Raw genomic sequence first — 18,049 nt, 5'->3', positions numbered from 1 at the left:
CACAATTTGTCCGGACAAATCTAAAGTCAAGTCAATTCCGTAGATTTGTCCGGACAAATCCGGCGCGGCATTGGGGATAGGAGACATCATGAAGACTTTGCTCGGTTCACTGGCGATCACCGCCTCCGCTCTGGTTATCGGATCGGTACCCTCTGCCGCGCAGATGCTCGATCCCAGCGACCCGGACGATTACGCCCGCATCAATGCGCGCGTCCAGTGCGGTGCGGAGCACGGCGACGAAGTCGTGTATGGCTTCTCCGGCAATATCTACGCGCGTGTGCCGGGCGAACGGGACCGACTGCTGTTCCGCGGCGAAGGCATGAACGTGCGCCGCTGCCTGTTCTACGATGATCCCGTGCGCGGCCCGGGCTATCGCATCGTCAGCCGGGAAGTCCTCCTCTATCTCGACCCGCAGACGGGCGAGGTCGTCGATCGCTGGGACAACCCCTGGACCGGCGAAACGGTCGACGTGATGCAGGTCCATAACGATCCGGTGAATAACGGCCCGAGCTGGGCGCGCGACGAGAATGGCGATCCGGCTCGACGCTTCGGCAGCATGCGGGTGGAAGGCGACTATGTCTTCATGCCGTTCGAGGTGCCGCTGTTCTATCGCAACCCGCTGGGCGGCGATTACCAGGATTCTGTCGGCAACATGTATCACGCTATGGAGATTTTCGATTTTGCCGCGACGCGCGACGAATTGTTCGATCCCGCCGCACACCCCGTCGCCTATCCGATGGTCTCCTGGGTGCGCATTTCGCAATGGATGCCGTGGATGGAAATGGGCGGAAGGCCGGGCCTGATGGTATTCAACTTCATGGGCAGCAAGCTGGAAGGCGGCTTCGACGAACTGCCCGATGTCATGAAGGATGAGATTCGTGAGAATTATCCGATCTACGAAAGCGCCCCGCCGCTCGACGACACGCGCCCGAACGAGACCACCTGGACAAAGTTCAAGCTGCTCACCGACCAGCGCCGCGCTGCCGAGGGCGGCGATGACACCACGGCGCATTCAGGGCACTGATCTCGGCGGCTTTACCTGCTGACCTCACACGAAAAGGGCGGAAGCCGAAGCTCCCGCCTTTTTTTGCATTCATCGAAGCAGATCAGAAACGGAAGCTCGCTTCCACCCCGAAAGTGCGGCCCTTCCGCAATGCACCGAAGAAAGCGCGCGGGAAGGAGCGATCGGCTAGTGGATCGCCCGGCGCCGCTGTGCCGCCATTGGCCGGTGACACAAACTCACCCGGAACACCGGTGACGCCGATGCCATAACGCAGATCGAACCACCGGGTGGCTAGCGGGATCGTGTCCTCATCTGTCAGGTTGCGACCGAACACGGCAAGCTCGATCGGACCGAGCTGCACGCCAGCGCGAGCGTTCAGGAGGAAGGTGTCGCCCGTTTCGGCCAGATTATGCACCTGCACGAACTTGCTTGCCTCGTAACTGCCATTGAGATTGGCGAACACCTCGTTCGTGCCCGAACCGAAACCGGTGCGGAAATCCATCGCGCCATTCGCCTGCCAGGGTGAACCGAGCGGCAGGCGATTGCCTGCGATCGAACACAGCGGCGCTTCCTCTGCCGTCGGGTTCGAGGCGTCGGAGATCACGAGGCCGCCTGAATTGAGCACATACTGGAAATCGTCGCATCCTTCGGTGAAGGTCGCATCGGTATAGGCGACACCGGCGCTAAGCGTGAGCGGCTGGACCGGGCGAGCGGTGATCTCCGCTTCGAAACCAAGAACTTCGGCATTACCCTGATTGGTTGCGACCGAAGTCAGCGCGCCGCCACCGACCGGCAGGGCTGTCGTCAGCTGCACATTATCGATCTCGTTATAGAAGGCCGCGGCGTTGAACTGCATCCGGCCGTCAAGCAGCGTCTGCTTGAAGCCGATCTCGCCGCCGCGCAGGGTCTCGGACTTATAGGCTTCGCGTCCAATATCCGCGCCGGCAGAGCCATTCGTTCCGCCAGGTTTGTTGCCCTCGGTGTAGATCGCATAGACGAGCGTTTCGGGTACGGGCTGCCAGTCGAGCGTGACGCGCGGCACGAAATCCGTAATCGTCCCGCTGGAGAAGAAATCGATCGGGCGATCGTCGAATTCGGCGCGGGTCTTCTCTTCTGAAAGATACCGCCCCTCCACGCCCAGTGTGAGCGTATCGGTGATGTCGCCCTCGATCCGGGCGTATGCCGAATAGTTGCGGATCGTTTCTTCATAAGTGCCGTCCCCGCCGAAAACCGCACCATCGGGGCCGGTGCCGAAAGTGACTTCGCGATTGCGGAGGCTGAAATCGTAGAAATACGCACCCACCAGACCGCGAATGCGCCTGTCCGTCGGGGAAAGCAGCCGGATATCCGCGCTCAGATCCTCGATGCGGCGGGCATTGGTATTTGCAAAGGCAGGGTTGTCGACATCCGGATTTGGAACCCCGCCCGCCGGGCCGAAAAGCGGATTGAGGATGAAATATACGAGCGCATCGGAGTGATCGGAGTCCGTGCCCGTCCGCGAGAACTCATTGCGATAGGCACCGATGGCCTGCAGCAGCCAGCCATCGTCGTTGAGCTCGACATCAAGCCCGGTGGAACCGAACCAGCGGCTCTTGTAATATCCGTCGATCGCCGTGCCGTCGATCACCGTGTCGGTAAATGGCGCGAAAGGCGATGTGCGGAATGGCGTCGGCACCGGGTCGTTGTTGAGCGCGATCGTGCCGGGTTCGATCACGCCGCAGAAGTACTGGTTCTCATTGTCGCTTGCCCGCGTCACTGGCCAGAACGGGAAAGCGAAACTGGAGCCGCGGTAATTGGCGCTGCGAAAGCCTGGGCTGCAGTTGTTTTCACCGGCACCCTGCAGGAACAGGGCGGGCGTGCCGTCATCCTGCTCTTCATAAGCAATTCGTGTGCGCCACTGCAGGTTGTCGCCCGGCGTTGCATAAAGCGTCAGCGCAACGTTGGTGCTTTCCTCCTGGCCGACCAGACGGTCCGTCAACGAATTGCGATACTGTCCACCATATTCGTAATACCGGCCGTCGACGCGGGCGGAGAGCCCATCCTCGATGATCGGAAACTCGACGCTGGCGGACACCATATATTCGTCGAACTCGGCGGCCCGTGCGCGGATGGTGCCGGCGAATTCGTCGCCCGGAGTGCGGGTGATGAAATTGATAGCGCCGGAATAGGTGTTGCGTCCGTACAGAGCGGATTGCGACCCCTTCACGATCTCCACACGCTCCAGCGCGTCGAAATTGAGGGACTGCACATCGCCGCGGAACAGCGCACCGTCGATGAAGATCGCAACGCCTGACTCGACGCCGAACTGCACGCCCGCAAGGACGTTGCCGAGACCGCGAATGACCGGACGGTCCGTATCGCGTCCGAAAGCCTGGCTGAAGGAAAGCCCCGGGGTCTGCGCACCGATATCGTTGATGTCGATCAGGCCGCGATCCTGAAGCGTCTCGCCGGAAAAGGCGGTGATCGCGGCGGGAGCGTCGTTGACCGATTCCTCGACCTTGCGAGCCGTGACGACGATCTCGGGAATGCCTTCGGTCGCGCCCGGATCCTGCAGCGCGACATCCTCGCTCTGCGCCAGGGCGGTGCCCGGCGAAAGGACCGTGGCCGCCAGCAACAACGTCCGCAACGAATTACGCATTTTCAATTCCCCTCGAGCTTTTCTCATCCCTGAGGACATGATGCGCCGTCCCGAAAATTTGTCCAGACAAATTTTCCCACAGGACATGCCGGACCAGAGATGTTGCTTCAGAGCATCGGCTTCACATTGCCGAGAAATGCAGTGACCAGCAGGAGAAGATAGACGATCCAGACCCACACGCGCGTGCGGTTCATCGTGCGCAGCAGCGGCAGTTCGGTCGCGTCGCTCGAGCCCTGTTCGATCACGGCGGTCAGCTGCTTGCCGACGGGTTTGAAGGTCACGTCGATCATGATTGCGGCGACGAAGATGACACCGAACAGCAGCGCCTTCCAGGCCAGCCAGTCGATCGCAAGCGGCGTGCCGGTGAGCAGGCTCTGCCCGCCGAGCCATAGGTAGAACCCTCCGACAATCCAGCGCAGCCACCCTTCGATCCGCCGATCGCGCGCGGCGCGCTCCGTCATGTCGTGCGCATGCGCATCCCAGACCAGCCAGAGCCAGAAGAACCCGACCGCCCACGCAGCCACGCTCAGCCACAGCGGCACATCCCAATAACCGCCCGCATCGACCACGCTGAGCGATAGCGGCACCATCAGCGCCCACGCGCTGCGAGGAACCATATCGACGAGAACCAGCAATTTCAGCAGGGCCATGCGCTGGTCTAGCGAATAGGTGTCCCGCTTGCGAAAATGCTGGCCGAGCAGGAAGACGCCCACATCGGCCCCTAGCCACAGCACAAAAAGCAGTAGGTGGGCGTAAACGAGCAATTGATAGGTCATCGGCTCCCCTTTGCGAAACCGCGAATGAAGTTGTCCGGACAAATCATATCTACCGCGCGCTGCATAGACAACAGGTGGTGATTTGCCGACAACCGCTGTTTGTGGTGAAACCGTCGGCATGCCCAAGCCAGACATCCGCACCGCCATCAGCCGCCCGACGCTCGATCCTCAGAAACTCGGCCACTTTCTTGCCGTCTATGAAACCGGCACATTTTCAGCGGCAGCGCAGCAGAACGGTGTCAGCCAGCAGGCAGTGTCGAAAAGCGTTGCGCGCCTGGAGGAAGCGCTCGGCGTCGAGCTTTTCCAGCGCTCCAGCTTTGGCGCCACGCCGACCAGATATGCCGAGCGGCTCGCTCGCCGCGCACAGGCCATTCTGTCGGAAAGCCGGATGGCGGCAGCGGAGCTTGCAGCCATGCGCGGCTCCGGTAGTGGATATGTCCGCATCGGCCTTGGGTGGTCGTTCCTGACGGCGGTCGGGCCAGAAATGCTGCGTCGTTTCAAGGAGCGTCATCCGGACATCACCCTGTCCATCGCGGGCGGGGACTCCCGCGCACTCTACCGCCGCCTGATCGCCGGCGATGTCGAGATGGTCGCTAGCGCGCCACCCGTCAGCCTGCCGGTCGATCCCGGCATCGCCCGTCAGCCGCTCTTTGTCGAGCGGGACATGATAACGCTGCGCAAGGGCCACCCGCTGCTGAAAGGTGGCGACCTTCCACTCGACGCGCTGTCCGAATTGACCTGGTGCATCTCCATGCAATTGCAGCAGCAATGGGAAAGGGTGTGCGAAATCTTTCTGTCGCGGGGCGTCGCTCCGCCGACCAATATCGTCGATCTCGATTCGATCATGCTGGTGAAGTCGCTCATCCTGAAAAGCGACAGCGTCGGTCTGCTATCGCCGGAACTCTTCGCGCAGGAACACGAAAAGGCGCTGTACGAATTGGTGCCCGATACTCCCTTCACGAGCGAGCGGACTGCCTACCTTGCAACGCGTGACGGCAGCGAACTGCAAAGCCCGACCAGATTACTGCGCGAACTGTTTCACCGCGCCTGGCGTGCACGTGTCCCTGAAGCCGATCACTTGAGCTGACGCCAACACAACCATAGATTGTGGCGAAATATCTCCAAGTTGTTGGCTAAGCTTTATCTTTTCGATAATTTGTCCGGACAAATATTGAAGCCCGCCTCGGGCTCGATCGTTCAGGGAGAGATCGAATGACGAAGGCACGCCTGCTCAACACCGCTGCAAAACCGCTTGCCCGCGCATTGGCAGCATCTGCTTTGCTGGTGTCCGGCACCGCGCTTGCGCAGGAAGCGGACCAGAGCGCAACGGACGAAGTCGTGCAGGACCCGCAGGCAGAAGACGGTGCGATCATCGTGACCGCCCAGCGCCGGGCGCAGAACCTGCAGGATGTTCCCGCCGCTGTTACCGCTTTGTCTGCCGAAATGCTGGAAAACCGGCAGATCGCCGATACGAACGATCTGCAAAACCAGATACCCAACGTGGTCATTTCGACCGGTACCGGCACCGCCAACTCGGCGCGGATCTTCTTCCGCGGCATCGGCGAGGACGAATCGCGTGGCGCGATCGACCCGGCCGTCGGGATCTATATCGACAACGTCTATCTCGGCCGGACGGTCGGCTCGCTCATCGATCTCGTCGATGTTGAACAGATCGAAGTGCTGCGCGGCCCACAAGGCACGCTCTATGGGCGAAACACCAATGGCGGTGCGATCAAGATCAGCTCGGTGCGCCCGCAGCTTCTCGAAAACTCGCTCGCCGGCGAATTCAGCTACGGCAATTACGATCGCTGGAGCGCGCGCGCCTCGGCCAACGTGGCGCTCGGAGACGAATCTGCGGTGCGCCTGTCCTTCCTTCAACGTGAGCGGGACGGCTATTTCACCCTGAACCCCAATGGCGATTTCGCCAGCCAGGCAGGCACCCGCGTGGGCGATGAGCAGGTGACCGCGCTCCGCGGCAGCATCTTCACAGAATTGACCGACAACTGGTCCTTCCTCGGCATCGTCGATTACACCGACGACAATAGCGAGCCTGTTCCGAGCTCCATCATCACCCAGAGCGACGATCCCGATGTGGTGACCGATCGCGACGGCGACCTGTTCACCATCGAGCCTGCGCCCGGCACCACCTGCTCGTCCTTCGTCCCGGCGGGTTTCCAACCTCTCGGCTGCTTTACCGACTTCGAAAGCGATGTGCAGAATTTCGGCCTGTCCGGCCAGATCACGGGGGAATTCGACAATTTCACCGTGTCTTCGATCACCGCCTATCGCACGCTGAACGACAATCTTTCGACGCACATCACCTTCCCCTATTTTCAGGAGACGGACCAGGACCAGTTCAGCCAGGAGCTGTTGCTGAACACCAATTTCGACGGTGCGTTCAACGTGGTGACCGGTGTCTATTACTACACCGAAGACGCTTTCATTGATTTCGACTTCGTCTTCCCGTTCGACGTGCTCACGGAAACCGAAAGCTTCGCTGTGTTCGGCCAGGCGAATGTCGAGCTTGGCGCACTGACGCTTACCGGCGGCCTGCGCTGGACCACCGAAGATCGCACCGTCACCGGCAATGCCGGCGGTCCACTGGCGGGCTTTGGAACCGGCATCGTCCGCGAATTCGATACGGATAATGTGACCTATACCGGCAAGGTCGATTATTCCTTCACCGACGATGTGCTGGTCTACGCTTCATATTCCACGGGCTTCAAGACACCGGGCGCCTCGCCCGACTGCTTCAGCCCGGCAGCCTGCTTCGCGCCGGTCGATGAGGAGAGCCTGGACGCTTTCGAAGTCGGCCTGCGCTCGCAATTCTTCGATGGGATGGCGACGTTCAACGCCACCTATTTCTACAACGATTATCAGGATTTGCAGATCAGCGGCACGCTTCCCAACGGTGCCTTTACCCGCATCAACGCCGGCGCTGCACAGATCCAGGGTGTGGAGCTCGAAACCAGCTTCAATCCCCTCGACGGCCTGACCATTTACGCGAATGGCAGCTGGCTCGATGCTGAATATGACGATCTGAATTTCAACCAGGCGGGCCTGCTTACCAATTCGACCAACACGGCACCCGGCGCGATCTGCACCAATGCGACCGCGACGCCGGGCAGCAGCGAATACGAGGGGCAGATCGTCGATTGCGCGCTCGGCCTCGATCTCAAGAATGCGCCCGAGTGGAAAGGCCTGCTTGGGTTCAATTACGAAATCCTGACCGGGCCGGGCGAAGTCTTCTTCGGGGCCGATCTTGCTTACGAAAGCGACAGCTTCGCGCTGGTTGCGAACCCGCCGGGATCGCTGGTGGAGCCGGGTTTCCGCGTGGATGCGCGGATCGGTTTCGAGGCCGACAATGAGCGCTGGCGCGTGACGCTGTGGGGCAAGAACCTGACAGATCGCGAATATTTCCGCGCCTCGACCAACACGAACGGCCTCGGCAATCAGGCCTATCCCGCCCCGCCGCTCACTTTCGGCGTGGATGTCGGCTTCCGCTTCGACTGAGCCGGTGCGCCCACCCACTCTCCCTGGCCGATCGCTGCTTGGCGTAGCGATCGGTCTTTTTCTGTCGGCCACCCCGGTCTCCGCACAGCAGGAAAATGCCGCCGATTTCGGTGTCGAACCGTGGACCGATGCCGTGGTGTCGGTCGCCGATTTTCACGCCGTCAGTGTGCTCTTTCGCGAAGCAGGCGACTGGCGGCTTGTCCAATCGGGCGAAGTGGACCGCGGCGAGCTCGACTACTGGCAATTGGACGGACAGGTCACCGCGCGGTTCGAGCGCTGGTGCGCACCTGAAGCCGACACGGGATGCCTCCGCCTGGTCAGGTTCGCGGGCACCGAGCAGAAACCCATCCGGCCCGCCGCACGCGCATGGGACACTGGCGGCATCTATTCGATGATGGTGCGCAGCGACGATATCCCCGCACTCTACGAACAGGCTCTCGATCTCGGCTGGTGGGCGGAAAGTCCGCCGATCCGCTTTCAGTTCGGCACATCGGACCTGCGCAACGTCGTGCTGCAGGGTCCGCACGGCATCAACATCGCCGTTTACGAGCGGGTAAGCCCGGACTTCACGGCTTTTCCCGTCGGTGCAATCAGTCAGGGGTTCAATTCCATGCGCATGGTGCGCAACCGTGAGGCGGCCAGGGCGTTCTACACGGAGACCCTTGGTTTCGACATTTTGTTCGACGCGACGAGCGAACCCGAACAGCCGGCCTTTTCGAATTTCGGAATTCCCTTCAACCTCACGCCGGACGTGGTCCGTTCCGCCACGGCACTCCATCCGGTGCCTGGCGAGACGGGACGGATCGAAGTCATGCAGATCATGGGCTTCACCGGCCGCGATCACGCGGAGCGGGCCAGCCCGCCCAATCTCGGACACCTTTCAGTGCGATATCCCGTCCGCGACATGGACGGCTATCGCGCTTTCCTGGCCGCAAACGGCGCCGAAGTGGCCTTTGCCGCACCAGATGTGGACGTTGCCGGTATCGGCCGCGTCGACATCGTTGCCATTCGCGATTCCGACGGCAGCCTGACTGAATTCTACGAAATCCCAGCGGGAGAGATTACGCGATGACCACCGCCACACAGCAGCGCGGCGAATTCAGCCTTGGCTGGAAAGTGCTGCTTGTTTCCGTGCTCGGCGTGGCTTTCGGAGCCTCGCCCATCCCATTCAACGTGATCGGCTTCACGGTTGAGCCGCTGATGGACGAATTCGGCTGGTCGCGAACGCAGATCCTGATCCCGATCACCATTTTCGGCGTTATCGCCTCGCTTCTCGCCCCCGCCTTCGGCTGGATGGCGGACCGCTATGGCGTACGCCGCGTTGCGCTATTCTCATTGCTGGTCTTTGGACTGGCCTTTGCCGCGATCGCCCTCACCCCGACGAGCGACGCTGCATCGACACTCTATATCTATTACGGGCTGTGGGTCGTGGTCGGTCTGGTCGGCATCGGCTCGACCCCGGTAACCTGGAGCCGCGCGGTCAATATGTGGTTCTTCCGCCGCAAGGGCCTGGCGCTGGGCATACTGCTCATGGGCACCAGCATTGCAGCGATGATCGTCCCGCAGGTCGCATCCTGGGCGATCGCCAATTACGGATGGCGCGCCATGTTCGCCATCGTTGCGGGCTTCCCGCTGCTGATCGCCCTTCCGCTGGGCTTCCTGTTCTTTCGCGAGCCGACGCCCGACGAGCGCCCGGCGGAAATGAAAGTGGATGGAGGCCGCCTTACCGGCGTCGATCTGAAGACGGCTCTGAAAGACTATCGATTTTGGCTGATATGGTTCTCCATCCTCACCATCGCCTTCGCTTTTGGCGGTGCATTCATCAATATGGTGCCGATCCTGGGCGATCACGGCATCGATAGCGCCACGGCCGCGGATGTGATGACAATCCTCGGCCTCGGGATACTTTCAGGCCGGATCATCACGGGCCTGCTGCTCGACAAGTTCTGGGCGGGCTTTGTTGCCTTTCCCCTGCTCTGCCTTCCCGCGATTTCCAGCTATCTGTTGCTCGGCACGGACAGCTCTTTCCTTCCTGCCGCGATCGCGGGGTTCCTGCTCGGCTTCGCGGCAGGGGCGGAAAGCGATCTCATCGCATATCTTGCCAGCCGCTATTTCGGGATGCTGCATTACGGCAAGATCTACGGCATGCTCTATATGCCTTTCGGCCTCGCCAGCGCCGCGTCGCCCATCGTCTACGCCTATGTGCGCGACAGTTACGGCAGCTACAATCCCATCCTCACCATCGCGATTTTCATGTATGTGATAGGCGGCGGTCTCCTCCTCTTCCTCGGGCGCTATCCGGATAGCTTTCCGGTGCCGGACGAGGCCGAGCCGACCCGCGCAGCAGTAGGAGCCGCATGATGGCCACCCTTGCCGAAACCTCGCTGACCGACAGCCTCGCTGCCAGCGGTGCAGACGTGCTGACAGACGAGGCGACGCTCGATTATTTCGCCCACGACATCTTCTCGCGCGGGGCCGATCTTTCCGCTGTCGTGCGCCCATCGAACAAGGAGCAGCTCGCTGCCGCCATTCGCGCTGCGACCAATGCAGGCCACGCCGTCGCGCCGCGTGGCGGCGGCATGAGCTACACCGGCGGTTACACCCAAACCGCGCCGGGGACGGTGCTGTTCGATCTTGCCGCGATGGACCGCATTCTCGAAGTGAACGAAGAGGACATGTGGGTCCGCGTCGAAGCGGGTTGCACTTGGGCCGCGCTGCACGAAAAGCTCGCGCCCCTGGGCCTGCGCACGCCCATGTGGGGGACGCTATCGGGCCTGAAGGCCACCGTCGGCGGCGGGATGAGCCAGAACGGCATTTTCTGGGGCACAGCGCGCCACGGAACAGCTGTCCAGAGCTGCCTCTCGCTGGAAGTGGCCCTGGCGGACGGAACGCTGATGCAAGTCGGCAAGAATTTCATGCGCCCCTATGGGCCTGATCTCACCGGCCTGTTCCTGGCCGATACCGGCGCTCTAAGTATGAAAGCGGAAATCACCTTGCGACTGGTTCGGGAGGCGCAGGCAAATGCCTATGCCAGCTTCGCCTTCGACGATCGGCAGGGCTTGCTCGCCGCGTCCTCCGAAATAGAGCGCGCTGGGATTGCCACCGAATGCTTCGGGTTCGATCCCCATCTCAATGCCATCCGTATGAAGCGGGATAGTCTTGCCAGCGATGCGAGGCAGCTTGTCGGCATGATGAAAAAGCAAGGCGGCTTGCTGAAGGGCTTGAAGGAAGGCGCAAAGGTCGCGCTGGCCGGGCGCGATTTCCTGAAGGACGCGAACTATTCGCTGCACGTGCTCGCGGAAGGCCGAAACCAGGCGAGCGCCGATGCCGACATCGCTGCGGCACGACAGATCGTAGCGGAACGTGGCGGTCGCGAAGTCGAGAACACAATCCCGAAGATCATTCGCGCCAACCCGTTCGGTCCGCTCAATTCCATTCTCGGCCCCGACGGTGAGCGCTGGGGGCCGATCCATTGCCTCCTCCCGCATGGCGGGGCCGAGGCGTTCTGCGCGGCCCTCGACGATCGCTTTGCGCGCCACGCCGATGCGATGAGGAACGCTGGCGTGCATTACGGGATTCTTTTTGCCGCGGTGGGCGGTTCTGGCATGGTGGTCGAGCCATGCCTCTATTGGCCGGACGCCTCCAACCCGCTGATCGAGGAAACGATGGACAAGAGCCACCGCGCTCGCGTGCCTGAGCTCGATGCCAATGCGGACAGCTGGGCGCTGGTGCAGCGCATAAAGCAGGAGATCGTCGACCTGATGCACGACCATGGCGCAGCGCATTTCCAGATCGGACGCACCTATCGCTATCGCGACAGCCTCGATCCCGCAGCGGACGCGCTGCTGCAGGCGGTGAAAAGCCATGTCGATCCGCGTGGCCTGATGAACCCCGGTTCGCTAGGCCTCGCCGGATGACGATGCCCGACAATTACGCTGCGGTAGCGATGCAGCTGACCGCGCGTTCGCTGGAGGCGATGGATGGCGAGCAAAGCCGCAAGGCCATGCTTGCGCATGTCGGCGAAGTGGAAAGGCGCATCCGCGGCGCGTCGATCTTCATCGCTCAGTATGGCGGCGATCCGGTGAAGCTGGCCGTCCTGCCCGAATATCTCTTCACGTCCTATCCGGGCCGCATTTCCATTCCTGACTTTGCCGCCAAGGTCGGATGGGATGCGGACGGGCCAGAATACGATGCGCTGGGCGCGATGGCAGAGCGGCTCGGCATGTTCATTGCGGGCAACGCCTATGAGCGCGATACAGCTTTTCCCGATTTCTATTTCCAGACCAGCTTCCTGATTGCGCCGAGCGGGGAGACGGTGCTGCGCTACCGGCGACTGTTGTCCATGTTCGCGCCCAGCCCGCACGACGTGTGGGAGCAATATCTCGACACTTACGGCCTCGATGGCGTTTTCCCCGTTGCCGATACCGCGATCGGACGCATCGGCGCGATCGCGAGCGAGGAAATCCTGTATCCCGAAATTGCCCGCGTTCTCGCCATGCGCGGGGCCGAAGTTTTCGTGCATTCCTCCTCCGAAATCGGCTCCCCGCTCGGCACCGCAAAGGATATCGCCAAGCAGGCGCGGGCATTCGAGAATATGGCCTATGTCGTCTCCGCCAATACAGCCGGGATCGACGATCCCCTGCTGCCGCTCGCCAGCGCCGATGGAAACAGCCGGGTGATCGATTATCGCGGCAAGGTGATGGCGCAGTCGCTGTCCGGCGAAACCTTCACGGCATTCGCGAACATCGAGATCGCTGGGCTGCGCAAATCCCGGCGCACACCCGCCATGGTCAACTCGCTCGCTCGCCAGCGCCCCGCGCTTTTTGCCGAGGCCTATGCCGCCAGCGCAGAGGCCTTCCACCAGGCCAACGGTATGATGCAAGGCGGCGAGCCGAACGTGCCGGACCGGGACTATTTCAAGCGCGCGCAGGAGGCCGTGATCGCGCGCCTCGACAAGGCCGGGATCATTTGATGAAGCATCGCACCGTTACCGGCCGAATTCGCTACACGTCTGAGAAGCAGGGTATGGAAGGGCAGGAGCGAGGGCGCGAATGCTTCGTCTTCACGCACCATACTGACGGCTCCGTCATCATGCGCGCGCGCTGCGAGATAGAAGAGCCAAAGCCCACCGTGCTGCGCGATATCGTCTATCACATCGGGCCGGATATGGTGGCGCAGAACCTGCTCGTACACCTGACGCTTGGCGACGAGTTCCTCGGCAGCGGGTGGATGCACCACGATGCCGCTGCGGGCACGCTCGAATGCGAAAGCTACGGCCCCGGCATCGGGCGCAATTCGGAAATGCGCGAGAATGTCGGCAGCTTCGACGGCTTCGGCACGCATCCAGTCGTTGGCGACGGCTATCTTTCACGCATAGTGGATGTCTCACGAGGCCCGCACACGCGGCGCCTGCGCGTGTTCCTGCCGAGCCCCGACCATCGCGGCGCGACCGCTCCGCAGATCGCGGAGGTCGAGATCGATCTCGAATATGTTGGCGAGGAGGAGAAAACGGTCGCGGCGGGCACATTCGCCTGTCGCCACTTCCGCTTCGTCGACAATAGCGAAGAGGGCATGGGCGGCGAAACGCATCCCGATTACGATGTCTGGATCAGCGCAGACGACGATGCGATCCTCATTTATGGGTCGATCGACGGTTACATGATGAACCGCTACGAACTGGTCGCATTGGAACGCTAGCTCGCGGGCGGTTCCACCCGCCACTCATCGCACAGCGTGCGCTTCCACGGTTTGCCGTCCCTGAACCACTGCCACGTGCGCGCTCGCGTCCGGCCGCCGGGCGCGGTGTGGATCATCTCGATATAATAGGCCTCGGGCACGTCGAGCCGGTCAAGCCGCAGCATCAATGAATTCTCGCAGGTCTGCCAGCCATAACCGGAAAAACGATCGGTCTTCCAGACCAGCCGCTTGCCATCGAGCCGCCCGCCGAATTCGTACCTCGCCTCGCGACCATCGGACCAGTTGAGCCAGTTATGCTGAACGTAGTGCCACTCGCCCTCGTCAGGGAATTCGCACCAGGTTTTCACGCGCCGCTCGTCGAGGAGCTTCCCGTCCGGATCGACATCGCGATACCAGCCGTCCCACCAGCCATCGTGCAGCATCATGGCGGGCATCGCCGCCTCCAGCGCCGCGCGATTGCTCATCCTTTCTGGCCCTCGGAATAGGCTGCGATGGTCGCCGCATCACCGGTCTGGCGCAGCAAGGATTGCCGCCTGAGAAAACGCAGCATTCCTTCATCACCCATGCGACTGGGGCCGAGGCCGGAGCAGCCGCGCGAGTGATTCGTCGCATCGCCCACCATGCTGGTAAGCGCGCCGTCCTGCAGCGATACCGCACCCGCTTCCAGCCGCGCGCCGATCTCGGCAGCCTCGTCCATGTTCCCCGCCAGCACGGCGGCGGAGAGCCCGTAGGGCGTATCGTTGGCGAGACGCACTGCTTCATCGATATCATTCACGATGGTTACGGGAAGGACCGGGCCGAAGGTCTCCTCGCGCATCACCGCCATATCGGGCGTGACATCAATGAGGATCGTGGGACGAAGATAAAATCCGCCGCCAAGTTCCTCCACCTCGCCGCCGGTGACGAGATGCGCCCCGCTATCGGTCGCATCTTCGATCTGCGCGGCGACCTTTTCGGCCTGCGGCGGGAAGATGAAGGGCCCGAGTTGCCCCTTGTCGGGATCGGGCCAGGTGAGCGCCACACTCTCCGCCTCCGCCACAAGCGCATCGAGAAACCGCTCGGCGATTTCGCGCGCTACATAGATCCGCTCGATCGACTGGCAGGCCTGCCCGCTCGCGACGACGCTCGATCGCAAGGCGGCCCGCGCCGCCCATTCCGGATCGGCGCTGGCGGTGACGATCATCGGATCCTTGCCGCCGAGCTCCAGATTGGCCGGGATCAGTGCCCCCGCTGCAGCCTCCGCCACCTTTCGGCCCGTCTCGGTACTGCCGGTGAAGCACACGTAATCCACCGCGCCGATCAGCGCCTGCCCGACCTCGGCACCACCCATGACATAGGCAAGCGGCAATTCGGGTACTTCGGCCAGCGCCACGCGCATCGGCTCGACGAAACGCGGGGTGACTTCGGACGGTTTTATGAGCGCCGCGCACCCCGCCATCAGTGCGGGAACGGCATCGATATGGCTGAGGATGACCGGAAAATTCCACGGCGCGATCGCTCCGAAAAGCGGGTAGGCCGACCAGCGCGGCTCGATCTCGACTCCGGGCGTCAGCGATTGCGTTGCCTCTCGCGGCAGCGTGGCAAACAGTTCCGGGCCACGTGCCGCCCAGCGACGACAGTTGCGAACCATGCCCTCGACCTCGACCCGCGCAATCATACGGCGACCGGTATCGACGCTGAGCGCTTCGGCGATCGCGTCGGCATGCCCTTCGACGGCATCCGCCAGACGAAGCAGCACTTTGGCTCTGCCCTCCGGCCCGCGCGCTTCCCATCCGGCCTGCCTGCCGCGCAGCTTGTCTGCCATACGGGCGACAGCCTGCGGCGTGTCTTCCGCGAACTCGTAATCCCGCTGCCCGGTGCGCGGATTGGTGGCTTTCATTGCTGCCCTGCCCAACTCTCGACGATTTCGCTGCCGGTTGCGAACCACGCCTGGTCTCGGCCCGCAAGGTCGGCGAGCAGGTTTTCGAGCGCTTCGATGCGAAATGGCTGGCCGATGATATATGGCGTCAGCTCCATCGGCAGGAGCCGCGCGCTGCCTTGCGATGCTGCTTCGCCAGCGAGAAAATCGAAGGCATCGCGCATCATACCGCCCCATGCTTCGGCCGAATGCTGTTGGGTGGCGATAATCGTCCGATCGGAAAGCTCCGCGCTGAGCGGCAGGTCCACCACGCCATTGGCGAAGCGATAGGGAAGCTCGTCATTCACCCAGTCGCAGCAATAGCCGATGCCGTGCTCGGCCAGCAGGTCCAGCGTGTGCCAGCTTTGCGAGCGCGCGATGGACAGCCAGCCTCTCGGCTTCGCACCTGTCGCCGCCTCCAGCCGCGCCAGCGCGTTGGAGACGAGCGCGCGCTCCACCTCTTCGTCCAGGGAGCTGTCGATCGTGCCGTTCATGTCGGTCGAATGCGCGATAATCTCGTGCCCGCCCGCCTGCACTGCGGCGATCAGTTCCGGATATCGCTCGGCCACCGCCGCATTCGTCGCGAAGCTTGCCTTCACGTCAGCACTCTCGAAGGCTTCGAGCATCCGCCACACGCCGACCCGGTTGCCGTAATCGCGCACCGTGTAATGCCGGTAATCGGGATAAGGTGTGAGCATGTGGCCGGGTGCCTTGAACGGGCCGTCCGGCACGATCGGAAACCATTCGAGGCTGACGCAGAGAAACACCGCGACCGACTTGTCGCCGGGCCAGCGCACCGGCGCGCGCTCGTGGATGTTCGACCACTCATAGATATGATGGTCATATCCTTCGTGTCGGTCGGAATATTCGAGATAGCCGGGATCGAGGCTCATACCTGCGCCCTCCAGCTATTCACGATCTCACCCGCTCTCGCCTTCCAGCAGCGCGGATCGGCGGCAATGTGGCGCAGCGCTTCCTCGAACGGGCGTATGCGATGCGGCTGGCCGATCAGATAGGCGTGAAGAGGTATGCACATGACGGTACCGGACGCCTCGTTCTCGCTTGCCAGCCGCTCGAATTGTCGGATCAGACAATCGGCATATTCGCGGCCCGACATGCCGTAGACGTTAAAACCATAATGGTCGTTGACCTCGAGGCTGTAGGGGATGGAGGCAAGCTGCCCTTGCGCCACTTTCACCTCCTGCACCTGGTCGTCATGATAAAGGTCGCAGGTGTAGGCGAAGTCGTATTCGGCGAGCAGATCCAGCGTGCGCGGCGTGTGGGTGAGCGCCGGGGCGAGCCAGCCGCGAATGCGCTGGCCCGTCGCTTCCTTCACCGTCGCGATCGAGTCCTCGATGATCGCGCGCTCCTGCGCTTCGTCCATGCCGTAGGAATAGCGCGTGTTGTAAATGCCGTGGCTGAAGAATTCCCAGCCGCGCTGTACCCCGTCCTGCACCACTTCAGGGTGATGCTGGCACAGAGCGACCGACAGGCTGACACTGCCCGGAAAGCCGTGCTTCGACATGACATCCGCCATGCGCCAGTAGCTCACGCGGTTGGAATGATCGCGATAGGAGAAGCCGACCACGTCGGGATGCGGGCGCGCCCATGCCTTGCGGTGCGGATTGGCGGGCGGATCGATCTCGTAATATTCAAGGTTCGGCGCGACCCACACAGCGCAGGTTTTCCCGTCCGGCCATTCGATACGCGGGCGGTCCTGGAAGGGCTTGTAATCGTAGAGATCGGGATCAGGTGCGCCTTCGCGCATCAGCGTGCCTCCAGCCAATCGATCACGGCCTGCACCGGCTCCACATCTGCATATTTCAGCTGCAGGTCGGTGAGATTGGCGAAGTGGTAGCTTTCATGCTTGTCGGCACAGGTCTCGATGGGAACGATTGTGCGATAACCGTGGCTCAGCGCATCCACCGCCGTCGCCCGAACGCAGCCGCTGGTGGAGCCGCCCGTCACCACGACCGTATCGACCTTATGCCAAGTCAGATAGCTTGCGAGCGGCGTTTCGAAGAAGGCGCTCGGCATGCGCTTGGTGAATGTCATGTCGTCATCGGCGATCTCGGCGCGCGGGTCGAATTGGTGGCGCTCACTATGGTATTTGATGTTCTGCAGGCTGTCTTCCGTATCGGTCCGCGTGCCCCACACGCCCGCATCGCCCGCGTCGGCCTTGTAGGCGACCCGGCTCCAGATCACCGGCATGCCGCGCTCACGCGCCATGCGGCTGATCGTATTTATATATTCGATCTGATGCGGATCCGTCTCATAGGCCGTCTTGAACAGGTCAGTGCGGGTGTAGGCCTGCTGCACATCGACATTCACGATGGCCAGCTTCTCCCCGAAGCCGAACTTCTTGCGCGCCGGATTGGCCATCACCTCGTCGAAAATCTCGCGCGCCGTGCGCCCGTCCTCGACCATTTTCGTGCCTGCCATTTCGGCCATCGCCGTTCCTCTCGATTCCGCTTTGACAGGCGACAATAAAGGCGCGTAGGGCTGTGTCGAGTGAAATTTGTCCG

Annotated in this window: 15 protein-coding genes; 8 read left to right on the top strand and 7 right to left on the bottom strand. The window is 62.1% G+C overall.

Going from position 1 to position 18,049, the window contains the following annotated elements; genetic code table 11:
* Positions 1–88: 88 nt before the first annotated feature.
* Complete coding sequence (locus tag D6201_RS12395) at positions 89–1,024, top strand: DUF1838 family protein (protein WP_120049054.1); 936 nt, start codon at positions 89–91, stop codon at positions 1,022–1,024.
* 82 nt (positions 1,025–1,106) lie between these two features.
* On the opposite strand, the gene D6201_RS12390 is transcribed toward D6201_RS12395, so the two are convergent.
* A complete protein-coding gene (locus tag D6201_RS12390; RefSeq protein ID WP_165853560.1) occupies positions 1,107–3,641 on the bottom strand; it encodes a TonB-dependent receptor in 2,535 nt (844 codons plus the stop codon).
* Positions 3,642–3,748: 107 nt separating this feature from the next.
* Positions 3,749–4,417, bottom strand: coding sequence for a hypothetical protein (locus tag D6201_RS12385; RefSeq protein WP_120049052.1), 669 nt, complete (start codon positions 4,415–4,417; stop codon positions 3,749–3,751).
* A gap of 118 nt (positions 4,418–4,535) precedes the next feature.
* Between D6201_RS12385 and D6201_RS12380 the strand changes: the two genes are divergently transcribed.
* The 7 genes from D6201_RS12380 to D6201_RS12350 all read left to right on the top strand — a co-directional run bounded on the left by D6201_RS12380 (position 4,536) and on the right by D6201_RS12350 (position 13,627).
* Positions 4,536–5,504, top strand: coding sequence for a LysR family transcriptional regulator (locus tag D6201_RS12380; RefSeq protein ID WP_120049051.1), 969 nt, complete (start codon positions 4,536–4,538; stop codon positions 5,502–5,504).
* Positions 5,505–5,629: 125 nt separating this feature from the next.
* Positions 5,630–7,930: a TonB-dependent receptor gene (locus D6201_RS12375; protein ID WP_120049050.1), complete on the top strand. Its 2,301-nt coding sequence runs from the start codon at positions 5,630–5,632 to the stop codon at positions 7,928–7,930.
* Entirely contained in the window at positions 7,908–9,002 is a 1,095-nt protein-coding gene (locus D6201_RS12370; RefSeq protein WP_120049049.1) for a VOC family protein, read from the top strand. The genes D6201_RS12375 and D6201_RS12370 overlap by 23 nt, the downstream gene beginning before the upstream one ends.
* Positions 8,999–10,291: an MFS transporter gene (locus D6201_RS12365; protein ID WP_120049048.1), complete on the top strand. Its 1,293-nt coding sequence runs from the start codon at positions 8,999–9,001 to the stop codon at positions 10,289–10,291. Before D6201_RS12370 ends, D6201_RS12365 begins: the two co-directional genes overlap by 4 nt.
* Positions 10,288–11,847 carry an FAD-binding oxidoreductase gene (locus tag D6201_RS12360; protein WP_120049047.1) on the top strand — a complete coding sequence of 520 codons (1,560 nt, stop codon included), beginning with the start codon at positions 10,288–10,290 and terminating at the stop codon, positions 11,845–11,847. Before D6201_RS12365 ends, D6201_RS12360 begins: the two co-directional genes overlap by 4 nt.
* Positions 11,844–12,902, top strand: a complete 1,059-nt coding sequence (locus D6201_RS12355; RefSeq protein WP_120049046.1) for a nitrilase-related carbon-nitrogen hydrolase — start codon at positions 11,844–11,846, stop codon at positions 12,900–12,902. The genes D6201_RS12360 and D6201_RS12355 overlap by 4 nt, the downstream gene beginning before the upstream one ends.
* Positions 12,902–13,627, top strand: coding sequence for a hypothetical protein (locus D6201_RS12350; RefSeq protein ID WP_120049045.1), 726 nt, complete (start codon positions 12,902–12,904; stop codon positions 13,625–13,627). The genes D6201_RS12355 and D6201_RS12350 overlap by 1 nt, the downstream gene beginning before the upstream one ends.
* Here D6201_RS12350 and D6201_RS12345 read toward each other — a convergent pair.
* The 5 genes from D6201_RS12345 to D6201_RS12325 are packed head-to-tail and all read right to left on the bottom strand — an operon-like array spanning position 13,624 to position 17,975.
* Positions 13,624–14,091 (bottom strand): hypothetical protein, encoded by a 468-nt coding sequence (locus D6201_RS12345; protein WP_242447544.1) that lies wholly within the window; start codon positions 14,089–14,091, stop codon positions 13,624–13,626. The two genes, D6201_RS12350 and D6201_RS12345, sit on opposite strands and share 4 nt — an antisense overlap.
* Positions 14,088–15,506, bottom strand: coding sequence for an aldehyde dehydrogenase family protein (locus D6201_RS12340; protein WP_120049044.1), 1,419 nt, complete (start codon positions 15,504–15,506; stop codon positions 14,088–14,090). The genes D6201_RS12345 and D6201_RS12340 overlap by 4 nt, the downstream gene beginning before the upstream one ends.
* A complete protein-coding gene (locus tag D6201_RS12335) occupies positions 15,503–16,417 on the bottom strand; it encodes a polysaccharide deacetylase family protein (RefSeq protein WP_120049043.1) in 915 nt (304 codons plus the stop codon). The genes D6201_RS12340 and D6201_RS12335 overlap by 4 nt, the downstream gene beginning before the upstream one ends.
* Positions 16,414–17,292, bottom strand: coding sequence for a polysaccharide deacetylase family protein (locus D6201_RS12330; protein ID WP_120049042.1), 879 nt, complete (start codon positions 17,290–17,292; stop codon positions 16,414–16,416). The genes D6201_RS12335 and D6201_RS12330 overlap by 4 nt, the downstream gene beginning before the upstream one ends.
* Positions 17,292–17,975, bottom strand: a complete 684-nt coding sequence (locus D6201_RS12325; protein ID WP_199798190.1) for an isochorismatase family protein — start codon at positions 17,973–17,975, stop codon at positions 17,292–17,294. The genes D6201_RS12330 and D6201_RS12325 overlap by 1 nt, the downstream gene beginning before the upstream one ends.
* Positions 17,976–18,049: the final 74 nt, after the last annotated feature.

Origin of the sequence: Aurantiacibacter aquimixticola, from assembly GCF_003605475.1 — a bacterium.
GTDB lineage: Bacteria > Pseudomonadota > Alphaproteobacteria > Sphingomonadales > Sphingomonadaceae > Alteraurantiacibacter > Alteraurantiacibacter aquimixticola_B.
This window is presented reverse-complemented; position numbering and strand designations above follow the sequence as displayed.